This is a genomic window from Nocardia sp. CNS-044 (genome assembly GCF_059570515.1).
Genome location: NZ_JCANSX010000012.1, coordinates 143,340 through 163,900 on the forward strand (window position 1 = coordinate 143,340; position 20,561 = coordinate 163,900).

Sequence of the window (20,561 nt, forward strand, 5' to 3'; positions counted from 1 at the left end):
ACGACCGGCTCACACCAGCAATCGCATCCCGGTGGTGGTCGCTGCCGTCGGGTTCAGCGTCACGGTGAGATCGCACCCCGCCTCGCGGCCCAGCTGCTCGACGAGCGCGTCCTCGAAGTCGGCTCCGTCGGCGCAGCGCCGCAGGGCCTGCCGCACGGTGTCGGCCCGCTCGACCACGATCTCGGCAGAGGCGAGCAGGCCCAGCATGATCTCGGTGACGGTCTCGGCGTCCAGCCCGTACCGGCGACGCAGCGCCCGATGGATCTCGGTCAGCGCGACCATCGTGACGTAGCCGGGCCGGTTCTTGCTCAGCCCTGGCCAGGACGGTTCAGGGTTCGTGGCGCGGGATCGCCGCCGAGATCTGGGCGACCAGTTGCCAGGGGCGGTTGGTGTCGCCCGTCGCCTTGCCACTCGTGAGGATGGCGCCGGAGAGCCCGCGGGCGGGGTCGGCCCAGCCGTACTGGGTGGTGAGTCCGCTACGGCCGAAATGGGTTTCGGTGTGGCGGCCGAACTTCGAACGGCTGCCGCCGAGTTCGTAACCCGCCGCGCTGACCCGGCCCGCCGCCCCGGGTATCCGGCTCGCCGGGCGCACCGCCGCGTGCAGCGTCTCCGGTCGCATGATCCGGACGCCGTCCAGTTCCCCTCCGCGCGCGAGGATTTCGTAGAAGCGGGACAGTTCGTAGGCAGTGGTGACCAGATTGCCGGACGGCAATTCCGCGGTGAGGAACGCGCGAGTTCCCTCGTCGTTCATCCCGCCACCCATGCCGCCGCCGAGCGCCTTGCGCGCCAAGAACTTCCACACCCGCGACGGACCGGGACCGACCGGTACGCTCGGCGCCACCTGGTCGACTTCCTCGGGCCGCACCCCGAAGTTGGTCCAGCGGAAGCCGAGCGGCGCGAGCACCTGCTCGTGCAGGTGATCCCGCATCCTCTTCCCCGTGGCCCGCTGCACCAGAAGCCGCTGGATCAAACCGCTGGTCAGCGCGTGGTAGACGCGGAAACGACCGGGCGGCCAGCTGGGCCGGAGATCGGCGAGCGCCCGCACCGCCAGCTCCTCGTCGACCACCAGCTGGTAGCCCCGATACGGCGCGGTCACGAACGGCACGCCCGCCGAATGCGACAGCACGTCGCCGATCGTGATGCGCTCTTTGCCGTTGGCGGCGAACTCCGGAATGTATTCGCACACCGGGTCGTTCAGCGCGAACGCGCCCTGCTCGGCCAGCATCGCCATCAGCGCCGCCGAGACGCCCTTGGCGGTGGAGAATCCGCAGAACGGCAGATCCGGCGTCGCGAGCACCCGCGCCACCTCCGGACCGTCCCCCGGCCCGTTGCCCCACCCGTGCCCGATCGCCCGGTTCAGCAGGATCTTCCCGTCGCGCCGCAGGCACACCTGAATCGCGGGTGTGGTTCCCAGCCGGTACCAGGCGCGCACCGACTCCCACACGGCGTCGATCGCGGCGCGGCTCACCCCGGCATCGGCCGGATCGTCTTCCGGGCCGGTCGTCGTCACCGAATCCAGATCCGCGGCGACCGTCACCAACAAACCAGCGGGCGTATTCACCCTGCCAGCCTAACGATGCCCCGATTTCCTCTGTCTAACGTGCCGATAGCGCCCCGCGATGGAACAAGAGAGCGTGCGATGGCACGGTCTCGACAGAATCGAGGGGACGATGAACCACATGGTTCGCATAGCCGCGCTGATAGCCACCGCGGCCGCACTGGCAGCAGGCTGTAGCAGCGACGACTCGGGGCAATCCACGCCGAGTACACAGCGGACGACGGTGGGGGCCGCGTCCACGCCCGGCGGAACGACCGCACCCGCGGCGCCCAGTCCGCAGGCACCCGGCGGAGCAGCCGCACCCGAGCCAGGGACGAGCCCACCGCCCGCCGCGACACAAGCGCCGCAGCAGCCCGACCCGTCCACCCCTGTCGTCACCACGCCCGCGCCGACCGACGACATCAGCGGCCCCGGGCGCTGCGTCGACCCCGCCTCGGCGGGTGTGCGCACCGCGCTGGCCGGACTGGGCGAAGGCTGGCATGCCACGCAGGCCTCGACCGACCAGCCGGGTAGCTGCGGGCAGTTGCTGTGGGTGCGAGCCGTGGGCGGAAATTCGGCGGGCGCGCCCATCCACGTGATGTTCTTCCACGACGGAAAGTACCTGGGCACAGCGACTTCCGAAGCCTACGCGTTCACGCACGTGGCGGGCTCGAACGGCAACTCGGTCAGCGTCCAGTACAAGTGGCTGGTGGCCGACGAGCCGTTCGCCGCGCCGCAGGGCGGTCCGGTCACGATCACCTACACGTGGACCGGTTCGGGTGTCGCCATGAGCGACCCCCTGCCGAAGGAGGTCACCCAGCCGCACCGCTAGCGGTCGGGGACGTTGGCGGCAACGCCGCGCCCAGTCGTCGCGCCCACCACTCGGCCGGGACCGTGGGCCGGGTGGCAGGCCTCGTCCTAGCGCCGATCCGCTACGTCGGGCGCGTCGAGACTCGAGGTGAGCGTGGGCATCGCGCCGGGCGCGCCCTCGGCGATCAGCCTCTCGAGCAGGTTCGTGTCGAGGTGGTTCTCCATCAGATCCGCGAGCAGATCCAGTTGGGCGGTCCGCACGGCGGCGACCGAAGTCGCTTCGGCGGCAACGAAACCCGCGCGGCCCGCCCGGTGGGCGACTTCGCGCAACCACGCGCGGCGGAAGTCGTCGGATTCCATCAGTCCGTGCAGGTGCGTTCCCCAGATCGCGCCGCGAACACTGCCCTCCGGCTCCCCCGCCGCCACGAGCCACGCCGGGTCGCCGCTGCGCGTCACCCGGCCGTGGTGAATCTCGTAGCCGTGCAACGGAATACCTTCGGTCCCGGAAGAACTGACGGCGTCCGCCGCACCGTGACCTTCGCTGCGACGCAACACCTTCGGTTCGGCGAACTCGACGTCCAGGTCGAGCAGGCCTAGTCCGTCGACCGTGCCCGCCGCCGATTCCACGTCGTCGACGATGCGGCGGCCGAGCATCTGATAACCGCCGCAGATGCCGAGGATGGGCCGTCCGGCCGCGGCGCGCTCAGCGAGGGCGGCACCGATTCCGCTGCGGCGCAACCAGTCCAGATCCGACACCGTCGACTTGCTGCCGGGCAGCACCACCAGGTCGGCGTCGGCCAGCCGCGAGGGATCGCGCACCCAGCGCACCGCGACGCCGGGTTCGCAGGCCAGCGCCTCGGCGTCGGTGGAGTTCGAGATGCGGGGCAGCCGGATGGCGGCGACCGTCAGCCATTCCGTGCCCGCGGGTGTGGCCGGACGACCGACCGGTGCGTCGGCGATGGTGCCGAGCGAGTCCTCGGCGTCGATCCACAGTTCTTCGGCGAACGGGACGACACCGAGAGTGGGTCGCCCGGTCAGCTCGGTGAGCCGGTCGAGGCCCGGCCGTAGCAACTCGACGTCACCGCGAAACTTGTTGATCACAAAGCCCGCGATGAGCCGCTGGTCGTCGGGTTCCAGCACCGCCAGCGTGCCGAACAGATGCGCGAGCACTCCGCCGCGATCGATGTCGCCGACGACGAGCACCGGCAGCCCCGCGGCCTCGGCCAGCCCCATGTTCGCCAGATCGGTAGCGCGCAAGTTGATCTCGGCGGGCGATCCGGCGCCCTCGCAGATCACCACGTCGAATTCGGCTCGCAGCGCGTCGAGTTCGGCCGCGACGACCGCGCGCAACTCCTGCCGGTGCCGGAAATAGTCGGCCGCGCCCACGGTGCCGACGGCCTTGCCGCGCACCACGAGCTGCGAGCGACGGTCGCTGCCCGGTTTCAACAGCACCGGGTTGAACCGCACGCTGGGCTCCAGACCGCAGGCCTGCGCCTGCAACGCCTGCGCGCGTCCGATCTCGCCGCCGTCCAGCGTGACGACCGAGTTGTTGGACATGTTCTGCGCCTTGAACGGCGCCACCCGCACGCCCTTCCTGGCCAGCATGCGGCAGATCCCCGCCACCACAACGCTTTTCCCGGCGTCGGAGGTGGTGCCCGCGACGAGCAGCGCGCCCTTCATCGGGCCCGCTCCCGTCCGTGGAGAGCGGGGCCGCGGCGGGCGCTCACGGCAGGGTGAGGATTTCCGCGCCGGTGTCGGTGACGACCAGGGTGTGCTCGAACTGCGCGGTCCACTTGCGGTCCTTGGTGACCACGGTCCAGCCGTCGTCCCAGATCTCGTAGTCGATGCCGCCGAGGTTGATCATCGGCTCGATGGTGAAGGTCATGCCGGGCTCGATGACCGACTCCACGGCGGGCTGGTCGTAGTGCAGGATCACCAGGCCGCTGTGGAAGGTGGGGCCGACGCCGTGGCCGGTGAAGTCGCGCACCACGCCGTAGCCGAAACGATTGGCGTAGGACTCGATGACGCGCCCGATCACGTTGAGCGCCCGGCCGGGACGGACCGCCTTGATGGCCCGCATGGTGGCCTCCTCGGTCCGTTCCACCAGCAGCCGGACCTCCTCGTCGACGTCACCGGCGAGGAAGGTCTTGTTGGTGTCGCCGTGCACGCCGTCGATGTAGGCGGTGACGTCGATGTTGACGATGTCGCCGTCCTCGATCACGGTGGAATCCGGAATGCCGTGGCAGATCACCTCGTTCAGCGAGGTGCAGCAGGACTTCGGAAAGCCCTTGTAGCCCAGCGTCGACGGGTACGCGCCGTGGTCGCAGAGGAATTCGTGGGCGATGCGGTCCAGTTCGTCGGTGGTGACGCCGGGCGCCACCGCCTTGCCCGCCTCCTCGAGCGCCTGCGCCGCGATCTTGCCCGCGACGCGCATCTTCTCGATGGTCTCCGGCGTCTGCACCCAGGGCTCGCGCCCCTCGTTGACGGTCTTCTTCCACGCGTACTCCGGTCGCTCGATGGAGCGCGGCACCTCCCGGGTGGGCGAGAGCGTGCCGGGAACGAGGGGCTTACGGGTACGCACGGACATGGGACAAGAGTATCCGCACCCGGTCGGCGGTACCCGTCCGCCCGCGTCGAGACGGAATAGGACCGGACCGCAGTCCGTTTATTCTGGACAACTACTCAGGAAGAGGACTAGAGCTGTGGAACTGGGACTGACGACGTTCGCCGAGCTGTACCCGGCGGGCGACCGGCCCGCGCCGAGCGCGGCGCAGCGGCTGCGCGAGGTGGTCGAGGAGGCGGTGACGACCGAGCACGCCGGGCTGGATGTATACGGCGTCGGCGAGCATCACCGCAAGGACTTCGCCGCGTCGTCGCCCGCTGTCGTGTTGGCGGCGATCGCGGCGCGCACCGAGCGCATCCAGCTGACCAGCGCGGTCACCGTGCTCAGCTCCGACGACCCGGTCCGGGTCTACCAGGACTTCGCGACGCTGGACGGCCTGTCGGGAGGACGCGCCGAGCTGATGGCGGGGCGCGGCTCGTTCACCGAGTCGTTCCCGCTGTTCGGCTACGACCTGGCCGACTACGACGAACTGTTCGAGGAGAAGCTGGCGCTGTTGCTGCGCCTGCGTGAGGACGAGCCCGTCACCTGGTCCGGGAAGTTCCGCGCCCCGCTGCGCGACGCGGTCGTCTATCCGCGCACCGAGGACCGGCCGCTCCCGGTGTGGATCGCGGTCGGCGGCAGCCCGGAATCGGTGATCCGCGCCGGGCTGCTCGGCCTGCCGCTGGCCATCGCGATCATCGGCGGCCAGCCCGCGCGCTTCCAGCCGCTGGTCGATCTGTATCACCGGGCCCTGACCGAGGGCGGTCACGAGCGGCAGCCGGTGGCGGTGCACGCGCACGGCTACATCGCCGACACCGACGAAGCGGCCGTCGCCGACTTCTATCAGCCGTACGCGCTGGCCATGAGCACCATCGGCCGCGAGCGCGGCTGGGGTCCGATGACCCGCGCGCAGTTCGACGCGCTGCGTTCGCAGAGCGGCTCGCTGTTCGTCGGAACGCCGGACTACGTCGCCGAGAAGATCGCCGATGTGCGCGACACCCTCGGCCTGGACCGGTTCATGCTGCACACCAGCGTCGGCACGCTGCCGCACGAGAAGGTCCTCCGCAACATCGAACTGCTGGGCGAGAAGGTCGCACCGCAGGTCCGGTGACCGGCTACTTCGACAGTCGCGCCTCGAACGCGATCCGATCGCCGCGATACAGGGCGCGCACCCGCTCGATGGGCGCGCCCTCGTCGTCGACGCTGCGCCGGTGCAGTAGCAGCAGCGGCAACGCCGTCGTGCATTCCAGCAGGGCGGCCTCGCGCGGGGACGCGAGCACCGTCTCGATGCGCTCGGTGGCGGCGCCGAATTCCACCCCCGAGGCGCGCACGGCCGCATAGAGGGAGGTGGTGGGGTCGTAGCTGTCGCGGAGTCCGGCGAAACGCGACAGCGGCAGGAAGGTGCTCTCCAGTCCGATGCGCTCACCGTCGGCGAGCAGCACTCGCTCCAGATGCATGACCGACGTGCCCGGAGTCACGCCGAGATCGCGCGCGGTGTCGGCGTCGGCGGGGACGTCCTCCCACGTGACAAGGATGCGCCCCGGCACCCGGCCCAGACTCAGCGCGCCCTCGGTGTAGGAGCGCAGCGACAACGGCTGCACCATCTTCGGCCGGGAGACCACCGTTCCGCGCCCCTGCCGCCGAATCCTCCCTTCCACCAAGAGATCTCGCAGCGCCTGCCGAACGGTCTCCCGCGCCACCTCGAATCGCACGGCGAGTTCGCGCTCCGAGGGGACCGGATCGCCCTCGGCCAGCTCGTCGATCATCCCCTCCAGCTCGGTGCGCACTCGATACGACTTCGGCAAGCGCTCCGGCAGGACCAATTCGGTGCTCCCGCCGGATGTCTCGCCGCGCCGACCGCGCGTCACCTCCGTTGCTTCCATGCCCGACAGCCTACCCGCAATTGGTCTATACCAATTGTTAACCCGCCGTTCGTTCGGGCAATACCCATCGGTCTAGACCATTGCTCACCATGGGTCCATGCGAGTGGTCATCATCGGAGGTGGAATCCTCGGCACCGCCCACGCCCTTGCCGCGGTCCGCCGCGGACACGAGGTCGTGCAGCTGGAGCGCGAGACCGAGGCGCGCGGCGCGACGGTGCGCAACTTCGGGCTGGTGTGGGTGTCCGGGCGGTCGGCGACGGAGCTCGACCTGACCTTGCGTTCGCGCGAGCTCTGGGAGGAGATCGGCGGCAGGGTCCCCGGCGTCGGTTTCCGACCGACCGGGTCCGTCACGCTCGTGCGCACCCCCGAGGAACTGACGGTGGCGAGCGCGGCGGCCGCTGGCGACAGCGCCGAGGCACGCGGATTCGAACTGCTCGAGCCGGAGCGGGTGCGTGCGATCAACCCCGCGCTGCGCGGCAAGTATCTGGCCGGACTGCACTGCTCGACCGACGCCGCCGTCGAGTCGCGACAGGCCATGCCCGCGCTGCGCGCCTATCTCGCGGCCTCCGAACGCTATTCGTTCCACGCCGGTGCCGAAGCGCGATCCGTCACCGACACCGGTTCCGGCGCAAAGGTTCTCGACGACCAGGGCCGCGCCTTCCCGGCCGACCTGGTGCTGGTCTGCCCCGGCGCCGCGCACTCCGGGCTGACTCGGGAACTCGTCGGCACGATCCCGGTACGCCGGGTCCGGCTCCAGATGATGCAGACCGCGCCGCTCGGCGAGCCGCTGACCACCGCCATCGCCGACGGCGACAGCTTCCGCTACTACCCCGGCTTCGCGGGGCCGGAGGTGTACGCGCTCGAACGCGAGCAGTCCCAGACCGCCACCGCGGCCGAGCACCGGATGCAGTTGCTGTGCGTGCAGCGCCTGCACGGCGGACTCACCATCGGCGACACCCACGAATACACCGAGCCGTTCGCCTTCGACGTGGACGAGGCGCCCTACGAGCACCTCACCTCCGTCACCGAGGAACTGCTCGGCCGCAAGCTGCCGCCGATCGTGCGCCGGTGGGCCGGGGTGTACAGCCAGAGCGTCGATGCCGCCGCGATCGTCACCCGGGCCAAGGCCGACGAGCACGTCTGGGTGATCACCGGCTCCGGCGGCCGCGGCATGACCCTCGGCCCCGCCCTCGGCGAGGAAACCGCCGACCTGCTCGGCCTCTGAAGGAGACACGATGCCGGACAACACGATTCAGCTCGCCGTGCTCGACATGGCGGGAACCACCGTCGCCGACGGCGGCTTGGTGCTGCGCGCCTTCGAAGCGGCGGCGACGGCCGCGGGCATGGAAACCGACGGGCCGCGGCGAGAACAGGCGCGCCAGTATGTGCTGGACACCATGGGGCAGTCCAAGATCGCCGTGTTCCGAGCGCTGCTCGGCGACGAGGAACGCGCGCAGGCCGCCAACCGCGTCTTCGAGGACGCCTACGACGCCCTGATCGACGAGGCCGACATCGCGCCCATTCCCGGTGCGGCCGAGGCGATCTCGGCGCTGCGTGACGCCGGTGCGCGGGTCGCGCTGACCACCGGTTTCAGCCGGAGCACCCAGGATCGGCTGCTCGACGCGCTCGGCTGGCGGGACATCGCCGATCTCACGTTGGCGCCCTCCGACGCCGGTCGCGGCCGCCCGTACCCCGACATGGTGCTCACCGCGCTGCTGCGCCTGCGCGTCGACGCCGTCGACCGTGTCGCGGTGCTCGGCGACACCACCAGCGACATCGCCACCGGCCGGGCCGCGGGCGCGCGCATCGTCGCTGGCGCGCTGACCGGCGCGCACGACGAGCGGCGGCTGCGTGCCGCGGGCGCCACCCACGTGCTGCCCTCCGTCGTCGAATTCGCCGAACTGATCCGCGCCGAGCGCGCCTGAGCCCTCGCCCCTTCGACCATCGACACCACCAAGCGAAAGTTGCTCCCACCGTGCATATTTCCCCCACGCGCCTGTCCCGCATCCGGTCCAGGACCGCCCTGCTGGTCGTCACCGCCACCGCCGTCGCCCTGACCGCGGCTTGCGGCGGCACGGGCTCCGGCGGCTCCGACGGGCAGACGGTCACCGTCTACTCCGCCGACGGCCTCGACGCTTGGTACCGGACCCATTTCGAGAAGTTCCGGTCCGAGACCGGTATCGCGGTGAACGTCGTCGCGGCGGGCTCCGGCGAGGTGGTCAACCGCCTCGACAAGGAGCAGTCCAACCCGCAGGCCGACGTGGTGGTCACCCTGCCGCCATTCATTCAGAAAGCGGACGCCGCAGGCCTTTTGCAGCCACTCGGCGTCGACACCTCGGCCTACCCCGCCACCGAGAAGGACCCGAACGGCAGGTTCGTCAGCCTGGCGGGCAACTACCTCGACTTCATCGCCAACCACTCCGTCGACACCTCGAAGCTCACTTGGGACGACCTGCTGAAGCCGGAATACCGAGGCAAGCTCCAGTATTCGACGCTGGGCCAGGCCGGTGACGGCACCGCCGTCCTGATCCTGCTGCAACAGCTGCGTGGCAAGGACGGCGCGCTGGAGTACTTGAAGCGGTTGCAGGTCAACAATGTCGGGCCGTCGGCGTCCACCGGCAAGCTGCAACCGAAGGTCGACAAAGGCGAGTTGCTGATCGCCAACGGCGACATCCAGATGAACATGGAGTCGATCACCTCGAAGGGCTCGAAGTTCGGCATCTTCTTCCCGGCCTCGGCCGACGGCGCCAAGCACACCGTCGCGCTGCCCTACTTCATGGGACTGGCCAAGGGCGCCCCGCACGCGGAGGCCGCCAAGAAGCTGATGGACTACCTGCTCAGCAAGGAGGTGCAGCGGACGCTCGGCCCGGACGCGTTCGCCGTCTCGGCCCGCACCGATCTGGCCGACGCCGCCGCCACCGGCCCCGGCCCGAGCCCGGCCGCGCTGTTGCAGGGCGTCCAGATCGTGCACCCCGACTGGACGAAGGTCCTCACCGATCTGAACGACGACGTAGCCGCCTACGAGAAAGCCATCGGAGGCTGACATGACCCGCGGCGACACGCTCACCGGAACGTCCACCGCCACAACGGCTGCACGCCACGACGCCGACAGCGAACCCGCCATCGTGTTCGACCGGGTCGGCGTCCGGTACGGAACCAGACGCAAGTCCACCGTCGCCCTGGCCGATTTCACGTTGCGCGTCGCCGCTGGCGAGACCGTCGCCTTGCTCGGGCCAAGCGGCTCCGGCAAGTCGACCGCGCTGAAGGCGCTGGCGGGGTTCGTCCGGCCGACCTCTGGGGCGGTCCGGCTGGCCGGGCGCGACGTCACGAATCTGTCACCGGCCAAGCGCGGTATCGGCGTGGTGGTGCAGTCCTACGCGCTGTTCCCGCACATGACCGTGCACGGCAACGTGGCCTTCGGGCTAAAAGCGCATCGCGTGCCGAGCAATACGATCGCGGAGCGGGTGACCGAGGCGCTGACCATGGTCGGCATGGCCGAGTACGGCAAGCGGCTGCCGCGCGAGCTGTCCGGCGGGCAGCAGCAGCGCGTGGCCATCGCCAGGGCGCTCGCCATCCGGCCCAAAGTGCTGCTGCTCGACGAGCCGCTCGCGGCGCTCGACGCCCAGCTGCGCCAGACCATGCTGGGTGAGTTGCGACGGTTGCGGAAAGCGTTGCCGGACACCGCGATGCTGTACGTGACGCACGATCAGGCCGAGGCGCTGGCACTGGCCGACCGGATCGCGGTCATGCGCGACGCCCGCCTCGTCGACGTGGACACCGCCGAGAATCTCTGGCAACGGCCGCCCAGCGATTTCACCGCCGCGTTCCTCGGTGGGGCGAATCTGGTGCCGTGCGTGGTGAATCGGGTTTCCGGCGGCACCGCGCTGGTGACCGCCGGGTCGCGCACGCTACGCGCCCATGCGCCCGAGCCCGGCGTCGGCAGACTGGCTTTGGAACCGGATTCGGCTGCGCTGCTGTGTATTCGGCCGCACGCCGTGACTATCGGCGGGTTGTCCGACCGGAACGCGTTGCGCGGTGTCGTGGTGTCGAGCGTGTGGCGCGGGCCGGCTACGCGGCTGGAGGTCGGTGTGGACGGAATGCCGGATCCGATCGCGGTCGACGTACCGGGCCGCTCTGCGACGGCTCCCGGCTCCGCGATCGGCATCCGGTTCCCTGATCCGGCGGGTGTGCTCATCCCGCGACCGGTCGTTGCCGGGCTTACCACTGCGCCAGGTACTTCGGATGAGTCAGGAGCGCGGTCATGAGCGGGCTGGTGGGCGAAGGCACGAGGAGGCCCGCCGCTACATGCGCAGGTGTTGCGATCGGCTGGCCGCGAGTCCTCCACCGCGGCGCGGCGTCCGCGCGAGGCGGCAGCGGGAGCCCGCTCGGGCTCGCGGTGCCGTCCAGTTGGCCGAACGGCCGTGCACAGGAGGGTCCGGCATGAGCGCGGTACTGCTCGAACATCCGGTGGACAGGGTCGAGCCTGCACCGGACGCCACGCGGCGGACGTGGCGCGCGGTGCTGTGGACGCTACCGCCGGTGGTCCTGGTTCTCTTGGTCGCCGGATATCCGATCCTGCGGGTGCTCACCGAGTCGACGGTCACCTCGGACGGGCGCGGGACCGAGGTGTGGTCCTCGGTGCTGGGTTCGGAATCGTTCCGAAACGCGCTGTGGCGCACCGTTTCCATCGCGTTCGCCTCGACCGCGGGGTGCCTGGTGCTCGGCGCGTTCCTCGCCATCGTGCTGGCGTTCGTGCCGTTCCCGGGTTCGGCGGTGGTCGGCAGGCTGATCGACACGGTGCTCACCCTGCCCTCGTTCCTGGTGACGCTGGCGTTCACCTTCCTCTACGGCACCGCGGGCGCGCTCAACACGCTCATCGCCGAAATCACCGGACGCGACGCTCCCCTGCTGAATTTCCTCGACACCCCGCTCGGCGTGATCGCCGCCGAGATCACCTTCTTCACGCCGTTCGTGGTGCGTCCGCTGCTCGCCGCGTTCGCCCGGCTGCCGCGCGAACAGCTCGACGTGGCGGCCAGTCTCGGCGCTTCGCCGTGGCGGGTGCTGCGCCAGGTCGTCCTCCCGGAGGCCTGGCCCGCCATGGCCGCGGGCGGCAGCCTCGTTCTCCTGTTGACGCTCAACGAGTTCGGCATCGTGCTGTTCACCGGCGCCAAGGGCGTGCTGACGCTGCCCGCGCTGATCTACACCCGCGGCATCGTGACCTTCGACCTGCCGGGCGCGGCGGTGCTCGCTTCGGTGCAGGTGGCGCTTTCGCTGACGCTGTACGCCGCCTATCGATTCGTCTTCGCGCGCCTCACGGCGGGGAAAGGACAGTGATCATGCTGGTGTGGACCCGAACCGGCCGGGCAGTGCTGCTGACGGTGTTCGGTCTGGTCGTCGCGATCGTGTTCGTCGCCCCCATCGCGACCGTCGTCGCGGCGTCGCTGGCCGGGAGCTGGACCGGCCCGCTTCCTTCGGATCTCGGGCTCGCCAATTTCCGGCAGGCACTGTCGGGCGAGGAGGCGGCGAGCCTGTCGGTGAGTTTGCAGACCGCGCTGCTGGCGGGCGCCTTCGCCTTGGTCGTCGGCACTTGGGCCGCACTCGCCGCGCGGGAGGCGCCGACGTGGTGCCGCAGGCTGACCGACGCCGTGTTCCACCTGCCGGTCGCGGTGCCTTCGGTCGCCATCGGCCTCGGCATGCTGATCGCGTTCAACGAGCGGCCGCTGCTGCTTGGCGGTTCCAAGTGGATCGTCATCGTGGCGCACGCGGTGCTGGTGCTGGCCTACGCGTTCAGCGCGGTGTCGGCCGCGCTCGACCGGCTCGACCCGGACTATCAGCAGGCCGCCGAATCCCTTGGGGCCGGGCCGGTTCGGGTGCTCTGCCAGGTGACTCTTCCGTTACTGCTGCCCGCCCTCGGCGCGGCGGCGGGCCTGGCGATCGCGCTGTCGATGGGCGAATTGGGCGCGACCATCATGGTCTATCCCGCCACTTGGCGCACCCTGCCGGTCACCATCTTCGGGCAGACCGATCGGGGGGATGTGTTCGACGCGGCGGCGGGGACGACGGTGTTGGTGGTGGTCACGCTGGTGGCGCTGGTGCTGCTCGGCAGGGTGAGAGGACGCGCGGCCCTGCGGTGAGTGCGGGGCACCGCAAAGGCGGGCGGCGCCGGGCGGGTTGAAGGGGGCCTTCGGCCGGTTTGCCGCGCCGAGCGTTCCGGGCGCGGCACTAGGATCGAGGTGTGTCCCTGCTCCCCTTGATCTTCACCGCGGGTTGGGCCAGCGGTATCAACGCCTACGCCGTGGTGCTGTTGTTCGGGTTGTTCGGCGTCACCGGGCTTTCCGACGAGGTGCCGGAGGGTCTGCAACGCACCGACGTGCTGATCGCGGCCGGGGTGCTGTTCCTCATCGAGGCGGTGGCCGACAAGGTCCCGTACCTCGACACGTTCTGGGACACGTTGCACACCGTGGTGCGCCCAGCCGCGGGAGCCGTGGTCGCGGCGCTCATCGCGGGCTCCGACGATTCGCTGTCGCAACTGACCGCGGCGGCGGTGGGTGGCACCACCGCGCTGGTCAGTCATCTCGTCAAGGCCGGACTGCGGATGGCGATCAACACCTCGCCGGAACCGGCCAGCAATATCGTGACCAGCGCCGTGGAGGATCTCGCCGTCGCGGGCGTCATCACGCTCGCGATCTTCCACCCGGTCGCCGCGGCACTCGTGGCGGGATTGCTCCTGCTGACCGGCCTCGTTTTGATCATGTTGCTGGCGAGCCGGATTCGCCGCTACCGCCGTCGGCGTCGCGAACGCCGCCGAGCCGGACGGGTGCCCGCGGTAGGCGCGGACGGCAATCGACCGTAGTCGAAGTATGGCTTGCTTTCGATTGCCACCAGTCGGCTACCGTCGATGTGCGGCAACCACATCCAGCGGGCGTGCCGCGCCAGTCGACCACGCGGCACGCCGGGCGGGGCGCCCCGTTGCGCCCGCCGTCACTACGGGCGGCGACGCTTCCGGGCGGACGCACTGGTCGGATGACATTCCACCCGGGACGTCGCCGTCGTGGCGGTGGCGCGGTAGCCCGTCGGCCGTCGTGAGCAGCTACTGCTCGGGCAGTCGACGCCGGCCTCCGGCCACGTCGGTTACCAAATCAGTGTAGCCGTCGACGAGTTCGGCCAAGTGGTACCAGTGTTTATGGGTGTTGTCACTGCGCGGCCCGTCGACGTCGATGGCCTGGTTCGCGTTCACCCAGCTGCGCGCCATACGGTCGACCACGGCGCCGAGACTCTCGGTGTGCAGTGAGGCGCCGTTGCGATGCTGCGGCATCTCCTGGGCGACCCAGTCGTTGATATCGTCGACGAGTTCCCCACGCCGACAATCTATTTCGGCGACCAGATGGGCGTCGCGCACCTCGGCGCGCCGAGCGTGCAGCTCGGCGAGCGCGTGCGCGGACCGCAACAGCTCGCGGTCTTGGAAGCGCCGTCCCTGAAACGCACACAAAATCTGCGGAGCCGTCGGCAGCACCCCCACCGTCGGCGCGCTCATGCCTTCGCCTCGCTGACGCTCGGCTCCGGCATGCGCGATGCGCGCTGGCACATGATTCGCTCACTGCGTTCGCTCATCGCCACACCCCTGACTCACCCGACACCAAAGCTCTATATACCAACATCATTGGCTCTCGATTCGGTAATTCCCGCTCATCGGATCGGTTGTTCGTACCCAGGCTAGCTGGATCATGCTCTTACAGATGCAAGAACACAACAGAAAACGCAATATTGCGTTCCCGCTGCGGCGATCAGCTTCCGCGTGCCGTCGGCACATCCCCAGCCATGCAGGTCGGACGGGTTCCAAGCGGGCCCGATGAGCCCAATATCGATGCGTAAGGGGGCTTTCCACCCCGCGATAGGACGAACTCGAGAACCATTGCCAAATCGTGTATCTCGGTCCACTCCCGAGTGCGCAACACTTGAGAGCGACGTCAAGTTCATGTCACGATTCTGGGAGCGACCGGAGCGCGCGGAGTAGCTGCCCCCACAGGACCGGCGGGTGGAGCGTCGGCGGCACGCACAGGAGGAATGCGATGAGTGAACGACAAACGGAAAATCCGGAGTTCGCGCAGATAGTGCAGGCCGTGGTGCTCAGCATGCCCGCGGCGCGGCATCTGGGTTTCTCGTTCGGTCGAGTGGCCCGGGGCGAGGTGGAGATCGTTCAGCCGTATCGCGTCGAGTTGACCGAGCACAACGGCAACTTCCAGGGTGGCGTGATCGGTTCGCTCGCGGACTTCGCCGGTGGATCGGCGGCGGGCACGTTGCTGCCTGCCGGGTGGGTGAATATGACGGTCGACTACACGGTCAAACTTCTCGCGCCCGCGCGAGGTGAAAAGCTGGTGGCGCGCGGGCGGGTCGTGAAGCCCGGTAAGGCGATCACCGTCGCAGCCGCTGATGTCTTCGGCGTCGACCAGGGCGAGGAAACGTGGTGTGCGACATCGTTGGTCACGATGCGCAATATCGAACTCCCCCTCGCCGGAAACCCGTCACCGGTGTCCCCCGCGAGTCGTGAAGGTTCGTGACCGCGTTGCTCATCCCTCGCCGAGGGCGTAGGCCACCGCGTCGTCGAGGGTCAGCGAACGGCCCTTCTCGCAGGCGGCATCGTAGGCTTGCGCACCGATCGCGTTACGGACGCGCTGGTCGCACTCCTGATGGAAGACAGGCAGATTCGGAAAGAGGAATGCGTAATTGCCGACGGTGCCACCCATTGCCTCTGCGGCGGACATCATGACCGCGGCAGACACCGGCTCACTGTCCTCGGCGGCTTTCCAGGCAAGCACCTCCAGATACGACGCGGCGGACCTCGTGTCCCGCAGCCGATGAGTCAGCCGTAGCCCGCGCTCGAGCAGTTCGGCCGCCCGTTCGCGGTCGCCTTTGCGCCAGCTGTCGATGCCGACACTCCACAACGCCCAGGAGCGGATCACCGATTCGCCGTGGGCTTCCGACAATTCGAGGACCCTGAGATTGCAGGCGAGCGCCGCCTGCGCATCGCCGCGCGAGTCGTGTGCTCGTCCGAGCAGTACCAGCGCGGTCGCCTGCGACACGAGATCAGGGCACTTTTCGACGGCACCGCCGAGGAGTCCGGACGCGCGATCGGGATCGCCTCTCAGGAGAGCCGCGAATCCCTCGGCGGCGTCGACGAGTGCACGCGCCGAGGGAACTGTCAGCCGCTCGGTCAACGCCCGCGCCTGCTGCGCCCGAGCGGCCGCGGCCTGCACATCACCTTGGTTGCCTGCCAGCACACTGGCGTTGAACAGCATTGCGACGCGTTCGAGTGTCGGCTCGTGCGGCGTCGCGGCCAGCGCCCGGTCGAGCCAGCGGCGCCCCTCGCCGAGCAGGCCGCGCGTCGCACAGAACAGGGCCAGGTCGCTGGCCATACGGGATGCGATCTCGGGGGAGTCGGTCACGGCGAACTCGATCGCCTCGCGCAGATTCGGTAGTTCCCGGTCGAGGCGCTCGATCCAACGGATCTGCTGGACGCCGAACCACTCGGCCGCCGCCGCACGGGTCAACCGCCGGTACCACTCGAGGTGCCTGCGACGCAGTTCGAGATGCGCGCCCGCGTCCCGAATTCTCTCGCGGCCGTAGTCCCGCAGGGTCTCGAGAAGCCGAAAGCGCACTACACCGTCCGATTCGGTTCGGATCAGAATCGACTTGTCCACCAACGACATCAACAGATCGATCAGATCCTCCGGATGCTCCGCACCGCAAAGAGCTTCTGCCGCTTCGAGTTCGAAGCTGCTCGCGAATACCGACAGCGACGCCCAGAGCCGCTGCTCGGCCGGAGTGCACAAGTCATAGCTCCAGCCGACGCTCCATGCGAGCGTCTGCTGCCGCTGCGGGGCGCCCCGGCTGCCACGGGTCAGCAGCGCGTACCGGTTGTCCAGCCGCTGGAGAATCTGTTCGAGCGACATGGCGCGCAGCTTCGCAGCCGCCAGCTCGATCGCCAAGGGCAGCCGATCCAGCCGGGAACAAATCCGGGCGACGGTGGCCTCGTTCTTCTCGGTCAGCGCAAATCCCGGCACGGTGGCGGCCGCGCGCTCGGCGAACAGGGTCACCGCGTCGTCCGTCAGCGGGGACAGCGGCAGTACCGCCTCCCCGCCGATGCCGAGCCCTTCCCTGCTGGTGGCCAGGATTCGCAGATCGGGGCAGGCGCGCAGCAGCGTCTCGGCGACTTCCGCCGCGGCCTCGACCACCTGCTCACAGTTGTCGAGCACCAGCAACACCTTGCGGGGACGCAAGTATTCGATCAGCACTGCTTGCAACGGGGTGGCCGCGTCGTCGCGCAGACCCAAGCCGGCGGCGACCACGTCGACCACCACGGACCCGTCGCGGAGTTCACCCAATTCGACCAATTGCACCCCGTCGGGAAAGGCTCCTTCCGCCTCGACAGCGGCGCGCAGCGCGAGCCGGGTCTTGCCAACCCCGCCCACCCCCGTCACCGTGACCAGCGGGAACGTCGCGAGCAGCTTCTTCAGCTCGGCCAGTTCCGCGCCACGGCCGACGAAACTGGTCAGCTCCAGCGGAATACTCGGCCTGGAGCGGAAGCCTGGCCGCGCGATCGGGCGCCGCGCCGGTTGGTCGGGCTCGGCCACGCCCTGGACTGCCGCCTCGTCGAGCGGGAAGCCGAACTTTTCCTGGAGCTGCCGGAGTTGCTCGCCCAACGCGAGGGTCGAGGGGCGGTCGCGCGGATCCCGCGCCATGGCCTTTTCGACGACGGCGGCGACATCGCCGGGGATGCCGTTGTCACGCAGATCGGGGGCCGACTCGGTGGCGATCCGCAGGAACTGGGTCACCACCTGTTCGCCGGTGCGGCGCTCGTACGCCGCATGCCCGGTGAGCGCGCAGAACAGCGTCGACCCCAGTCCATAGACATCGGACGCCTCGCTCGGTGGATCACCGCCGAGGATCTCCGGGGCGGTGAACGCGGGCGAACCGGCGAATGTGCCTGCCGCGGTCTCGAACGCCCCGGTGACATACGCGATCCCGAAGTCGGTCAAAGCGGGCTCGCCATAGTCGGAATACAGGATGTTGCCCGGCTTGATGTCGCGGTGCAGGATCCCGGCGCGGTGCGCGGTCTCCAACGCGCCGGCCATCTTCACCCCGAGCCGCAACACATCGGCCAGCGGCAGCGGACCGTGCCTGCGAATGCGCGCCTCCAGAGAACCGCGCCGGTAGTACGGCATCACCAGATAGGGATGACCGCTGGCGGTTTCGCCGATCTGCAGCACGCCGACGATGTTGGGGTGACCCGTCAACCGGCCCATCGCCCGCTGCTCGCGCACGAACCGCTCCCGGTCCTCGTCGAGATGCGCGGTGAGCACCTTCACCGCGACCGTCCGGTCCAGCTCGGCTTGGACGCACCGGTAGACAACGCCGAATCCACCGCGGCCGATCTCGTCGGCCTCGTCGAACCCGGCCGCATGCATCTCCGAGCCGACGGCGGGGCCCACGTCGCGCTGCGTTGTGAAAGGATCGGCCTCCGGCATCGGCTACCTACGATTCACTCCGGGTGCAGGTCCAGCGTACCCACCGCAGCGCGCGATCCGACCTGGCCGGTTTCGAGGCTCGCCGTCGCGGGACAGAGGCTCGCCCGGTGCCGACGCCATCCGGGCAATGCGACGTGCCCGCAACGCCGAACTCTCCCCGGCGCAGGTCGACGCCGTGAAACAGAACTACGAGGCGATCTGTGAGGTGTGCAGGCACTCACCCGGCGGCACCCCGATCGTCCCGTCACCGACAAGGCCTTCGACATCTCCGCCGAGGAGCGCCGACGGCGCTACGAGGATGCCTACTAGCGCAGCGGCTACCAGGACGCTGGCGCCGAGTTCGCCGACCTGCTCCTCGACGCCGAGGCGAACCGGACCGTGTCGGAATTCCTCCACGACAAGATCCGGGCGATTGTCGAAGATCCGGCCACCGCCGAGCTGCTGGTGCCCCTTCACCGGCCCGCTGTACGGGCTCGGTCTCACCGGCGCGTCCGGCAAGAAGCTGCAGGAGACCTGGCGCGACGGCATCCGCTCCTACCTCGGGACATGGCCGCGGACTTCCCCAACTTTTCATGGTCGGCGGCCCGCTGAGCCCCGCGTGGCGAGCAACGTGGTGGTGAGCATCGAGCAGGCCGTCGACTGGATCGCCGATCTCATCGAGCACGCCCACGACACCGGCGCCACGCTGATCGAGGCCACCGCCGAGGCCGAGAACGAGTGGGTCGCGTTCGCCCTCGCGGGCGTGGTGGGCTTCCTCCTCAGCCAGTTCGCCGAGGAGATCGGCACCCTCGGCAAGATCTTCTACATCGTGGTCAACGTGCTCCCCACGCTCTTCCTGATGTATTTCGTCAAGCGCCTGTCGGACATCGACGAGCGCGGGCACGCCGTGTGGGCCGCCGTCGCCACCGCTTGCGGCTTCGTGATCGCCGCGACCTCCGACTTCGTCGTCCGCATCTCGGGCGACGACGCGGAGCACCCGATCTTCTACATCTTCACGCTGTCCACGTCGGGCGGCACAGGCACATTGACCGACGCCCTCGACCGGCACGGCATCGAGATGGGCTCGCTGGCGGGCGAGGGCGTCGCGCTGTACTTGAACGGCGGGTTGGTCGACACCGCGAATCCTCCAGCCGCTTCGGGCGAGCGCGCGGCGAAGGCCGCACTGGCGAGCCTCAGCGCTGCGCGATAGCGGAACAACACCGCTACAGGTTGTCGAGCCGCAGAGCTGCCACCCTGTCCAGGAGGGCTCGGCGGACGGTGTCGGGACTCAGCACGCGCAGTGTGGTGCCCAGGCCCATCAGATAGGTGACGAGACAGTCGATGTCGTTGGCGCCGATGTCGACGAGGGTGGCGTCGGGGCCGTCGGGGCGGTGGGTTCCGATGGTGGCTGGCACGATCTGCAAGGCTTGCTGGAGAGGCACGGAGAGCCTGATCGTGGCGTAGAGCGGGTAGGTGACCGCGGCGATCGCTTCGGTGACCAGCGTGGCGGGGTCGGGCGGATTGTCGTGTTCGATGCGGTGTCCGGTGAGTTCGGTGCGCACAACCCGGTCCACCCGGAAGGTCCGCCATTGCTGTTTGTCGACGTCTTCGGCGAGGAAGTACCAGCGGCGGTTGGCGCGCACCAGACGATAGGGGTCGACATAGCGGCGGGTGATGCGCTGGTGATGATCGCGGTAGGTCAGCGCGAGGCGTTCGCTCTGTCGGCATGCCGTGGCCAGAGCCCACAGTACGGACGCGTCGGCTTGCGGGGATACCTCCGCTCCGTCGGCGGTGTGGGCGAGGGTGCGGTTCACCGCGTCGAGGTGGCGCGCGAGCCGTTCGGGTAGCAGGGTTTGCAGTTTGAACAGCGCCGACAATGCCGAGACGCTGCTGCCGAGCACGCCGCCTGCCGCGGTTTCCCGCAACGCCACCGCCACTGCGAAACCCTCCTCTTCATCGAGGGCGAGTGCTGGAACCCGTGGTCGACGAGCCAGGCGATAGCCTCCCCACGGGCCGGGATCGGAATCGATGCCGTATCCCAGTTCCCGCAGACGTGCGATATCGCGGCGCACCGTACGGTCGGTCACTCCCAGCCGCCTGCTCAATTCCTGACAGGTCCATGCTGGGCGGGAGTCCAGCAGAGCCACTACACGCAGCAACCGCGAAGTAGGTCCGATCACAGTCGGTATTCTCGTCCGAATCCAGGACCGGACCTGTCCTGGTCG

20 protein-coding genes are annotated in these 20,561 nt (G+C 69.2%); 11 read left to right on the forward strand and 9 right to left on the reverse strand.

Going from position 1 to position 20,561, the window contains the following annotated elements:
- Window positions 1-9: 9 nt before the first annotated feature.
- Together T333_RS31115 and T333_RS31120 are read right to left on the reverse strand one after the other, a co-directional pair.
- Window positions 10-282, reverse strand: coding sequence for a hypothetical protein (locus T333_RS31115; protein ID WP_354999418.1), 273 nt, complete (start codon window positions 280-282; stop codon window positions 10-12).
- A 46-nt stretch (window positions 283-328) separates the two neighbouring features.
- Complete coding sequence (locus T333_RS31120) at window positions 329-1,561, reverse strand: serine hydrolase (RefSeq protein WP_496426721.1); 1,233 nt, start codon at window positions 1,559-1,561, stop codon at window positions 329-331.
- 118 nt (window positions 1,562-1,679) lie between these two features.
- Here T333_RS31120 and T333_RS31125 point away from each other — a divergent pair, with 118 nt between their 5' ends.
- Window positions 1,680-2,369: an LppP/LprE family lipoprotein gene (locus T333_RS31125; protein ID WP_496426722.1), complete on the forward strand. Its 690-nt coding sequence runs from the start codon at window positions 1,680-1,682 to the stop codon at window positions 2,367-2,369.
- 86 nt (window positions 2,370-2,455) lie between these two features.
- Here the strand turns inward: T333_RS31125 and T333_RS31130 are convergent, their stop codons facing one another.
- Both T333_RS31130 and map read right to left on the reverse strand, forming a co-directional pair.
- On the reverse strand, window positions 2,456-4,027 hold the full coding sequence (locus tag T333_RS31130; protein ID WP_496426723.1) for a cobyric acid synthase: 1,572 nt from the start codon (window positions 4,025-4,027) through the stop codon (window positions 2,456-2,458).
- A gap of 43 nt (window positions 4,028-4,070) precedes the next feature.
- Window positions 4,071-4,934 carry a type I methionyl aminopeptidase gene (gene map / locus T333_RS31135; RefSeq protein ID WP_357254007.1) on the reverse strand — a complete coding sequence of 288 codons (864 nt, stop codon included), beginning with the start codon at window positions 4,932-4,934 and terminating at the stop codon, window positions 4,071-4,073.
- Window positions 4,935-5,049: 115 nt separating this feature from the next.
- On the opposite strand from map, the gene T333_RS31140 reads away from it, so the two are divergent.
- Complete coding sequence (locus T333_RS31140; RefSeq protein ID WP_496426724.1) at window positions 5,050-6,060, forward strand: LLM class flavin-dependent oxidoreductase; 1,011 nt, start codon at window positions 5,050-5,052, stop codon at window positions 6,058-6,060.
- 4 nt (window positions 6,061-6,064) lie between these two features.
- On the opposite strand, the gene T333_RS31145 is transcribed toward T333_RS31140, so the two are convergent.
- A complete protein-coding gene (locus T333_RS31145) occupies window positions 6,065-6,832 on the reverse strand; it encodes a GntR family transcriptional regulator (protein ID WP_496426725.1) in 768 nt (255 codons plus the stop codon).
- Between the two features lie 97 nt (window positions 6,833-6,929).
- On the opposite strand from T333_RS31145, the gene T333_RS31150 reads away from it, so the two are divergent.
- The 7 genes from T333_RS31150 (at window position 6,930) to T333_RS31180 (ending at window position 13,685) form a co-directional block, all read left to right on the forward strand.
- Complete coding sequence (locus T333_RS31150; RefSeq protein WP_496426726.1) at window positions 6,930-8,057, forward strand: TIGR03364 family FAD-dependent oxidoreductase; 1,128 nt, start codon at window positions 6,930-6,932, stop codon at window positions 8,055-8,057.
- A gap of 10 nt (window positions 8,058-8,067) precedes the next feature.
- A complete protein-coding gene (locus T333_RS31155) occupies window positions 8,068-8,757 on the forward strand; it encodes a phosphonatase-like hydrolase (RefSeq protein ID WP_496426727.1) in 690 nt (229 codons plus the stop codon).
- A gap of 56 nt (window positions 8,758-8,813) precedes the next feature.
- Window positions 8,814-9,875 (forward strand): 2-aminoethylphosphonate ABC transporter substrate-binding protein, encoded by a 1,062-nt coding sequence (locus T333_RS31160; protein ID WP_496426847.1) that lies wholly within the window; start codon window positions 8,814-8,816, stop codon window positions 9,873-9,875.
- A 1-nt stretch (window position 9,876) separates the two neighbouring features.
- The gene (locus tag T333_RS31165; protein ID WP_496426728.1) at window positions 9,877-11,097 is read left to right on the forward strand and encodes an ABC transporter ATP-binding protein; all 1,221 of its coding nucleotides are present in this window, start codon (window positions 9,877-9,879) and stop codon (window positions 11,095-11,097) included.
- A 175-nt stretch (window positions 11,098-11,272) separates the two neighbouring features.
- Window positions 11,273-12,166, forward strand: a complete 894-nt coding sequence (locus tag T333_RS31170; protein WP_496426729.1) for a 2-aminoethylphosphonate ABC transporter permease subunit — start codon at window positions 11,273-11,275, stop codon at window positions 12,164-12,166.
- A gap of 2 nt (window positions 12,167-12,168) precedes the next feature.
- Window positions 12,169-12,966: an ABC transporter permease gene (locus T333_RS31175; protein WP_496426730.1), complete on the forward strand. Its 798-nt coding sequence runs from the start codon at window positions 12,169-12,171 to the stop codon at window positions 12,964-12,966.
- A gap of 101 nt (window positions 12,967-13,067) precedes the next feature.
- Window positions 13,068-13,685 (forward strand): DUF4126 domain-containing protein, encoded by a 618-nt coding sequence (locus T333_RS31180; protein WP_496426731.1) that lies wholly within the window; start codon window positions 13,068-13,070, stop codon window positions 13,683-13,685.
- Window positions 13,686-13,922: 237 nt separating this feature from the next.
- Here T333_RS31180 and T333_RS31185 read toward each other — a convergent pair whose 3' ends face one another.
- Complete coding sequence (locus T333_RS31185; RefSeq protein ID WP_354999847.1) at window positions 13,923-14,282, reverse strand: DUF4254 domain-containing protein; 360 nt, start codon at window positions 14,280-14,282, stop codon at window positions 13,923-13,925.
- Between the two features lie 619 nt (window positions 14,283-14,901).
- Between T333_RS31185 and T333_RS31190 the strand changes: the two genes are divergently transcribed.
- Window positions 14,902-15,390 carry a PaaI family thioesterase gene (locus tag T333_RS31190; protein ID WP_354999405.1) on the forward strand — a complete coding sequence of 163 codons (489 nt, stop codon included), beginning with the start codon at window positions 14,902-14,904 and terminating at the stop codon, window positions 15,388-15,390.
- A 9-nt stretch (window positions 15,391-15,399) separates the two neighbouring features.
- Here the strand turns inward: T333_RS31190 and T333_RS31195 are convergent, their stop codons facing one another.
- Window positions 15,400-18,357: a protein kinase domain-containing protein gene (locus T333_RS31195; RefSeq protein WP_496426732.1), complete on the reverse strand. Its 2,958-nt coding sequence runs from the start codon at window positions 18,355-18,357 to the stop codon at window positions 15,400-15,402.
- 186 nt (window positions 18,358-18,543) lie between these two features.
- On the reverse strand, window positions 18,544-18,813 hold the full coding sequence (locus T333_RS31200) for a hypothetical protein (protein ID WP_496426733.1): 270 nt from the start codon (window positions 18,811-18,813) through the stop codon (window positions 18,544-18,546).
- Window positions 18,814-18,955: 142 nt separating this feature from the next.
- On the opposite strand from T333_RS31200, the gene T333_RS31205 reads away from it, so the two are divergent.
- Window positions 18,956-19,546 carry a hypothetical protein gene (locus T333_RS31205; protein WP_496426734.1) on the forward strand — a complete coding sequence of 197 codons (591 nt, stop codon included), beginning with the start codon at window positions 18,956-18,958 and terminating at the stop codon, window positions 19,544-19,546.
- Window positions 19,547-19,559: 13 nt separating this feature from the next.
- Here the strand turns inward: T333_RS31205 and T333_RS31210 are convergent, their stop codons facing one another.
- Window positions 19,560-20,516, reverse strand: a complete 957-nt coding sequence (locus T333_RS31210; protein ID WP_496426735.1) for a helix-turn-helix transcriptional regulator — start codon at window positions 20,514-20,516, stop codon at window positions 19,560-19,562.
- Window positions 20,517-20,561 lie beyond the last annotated feature (45 nt).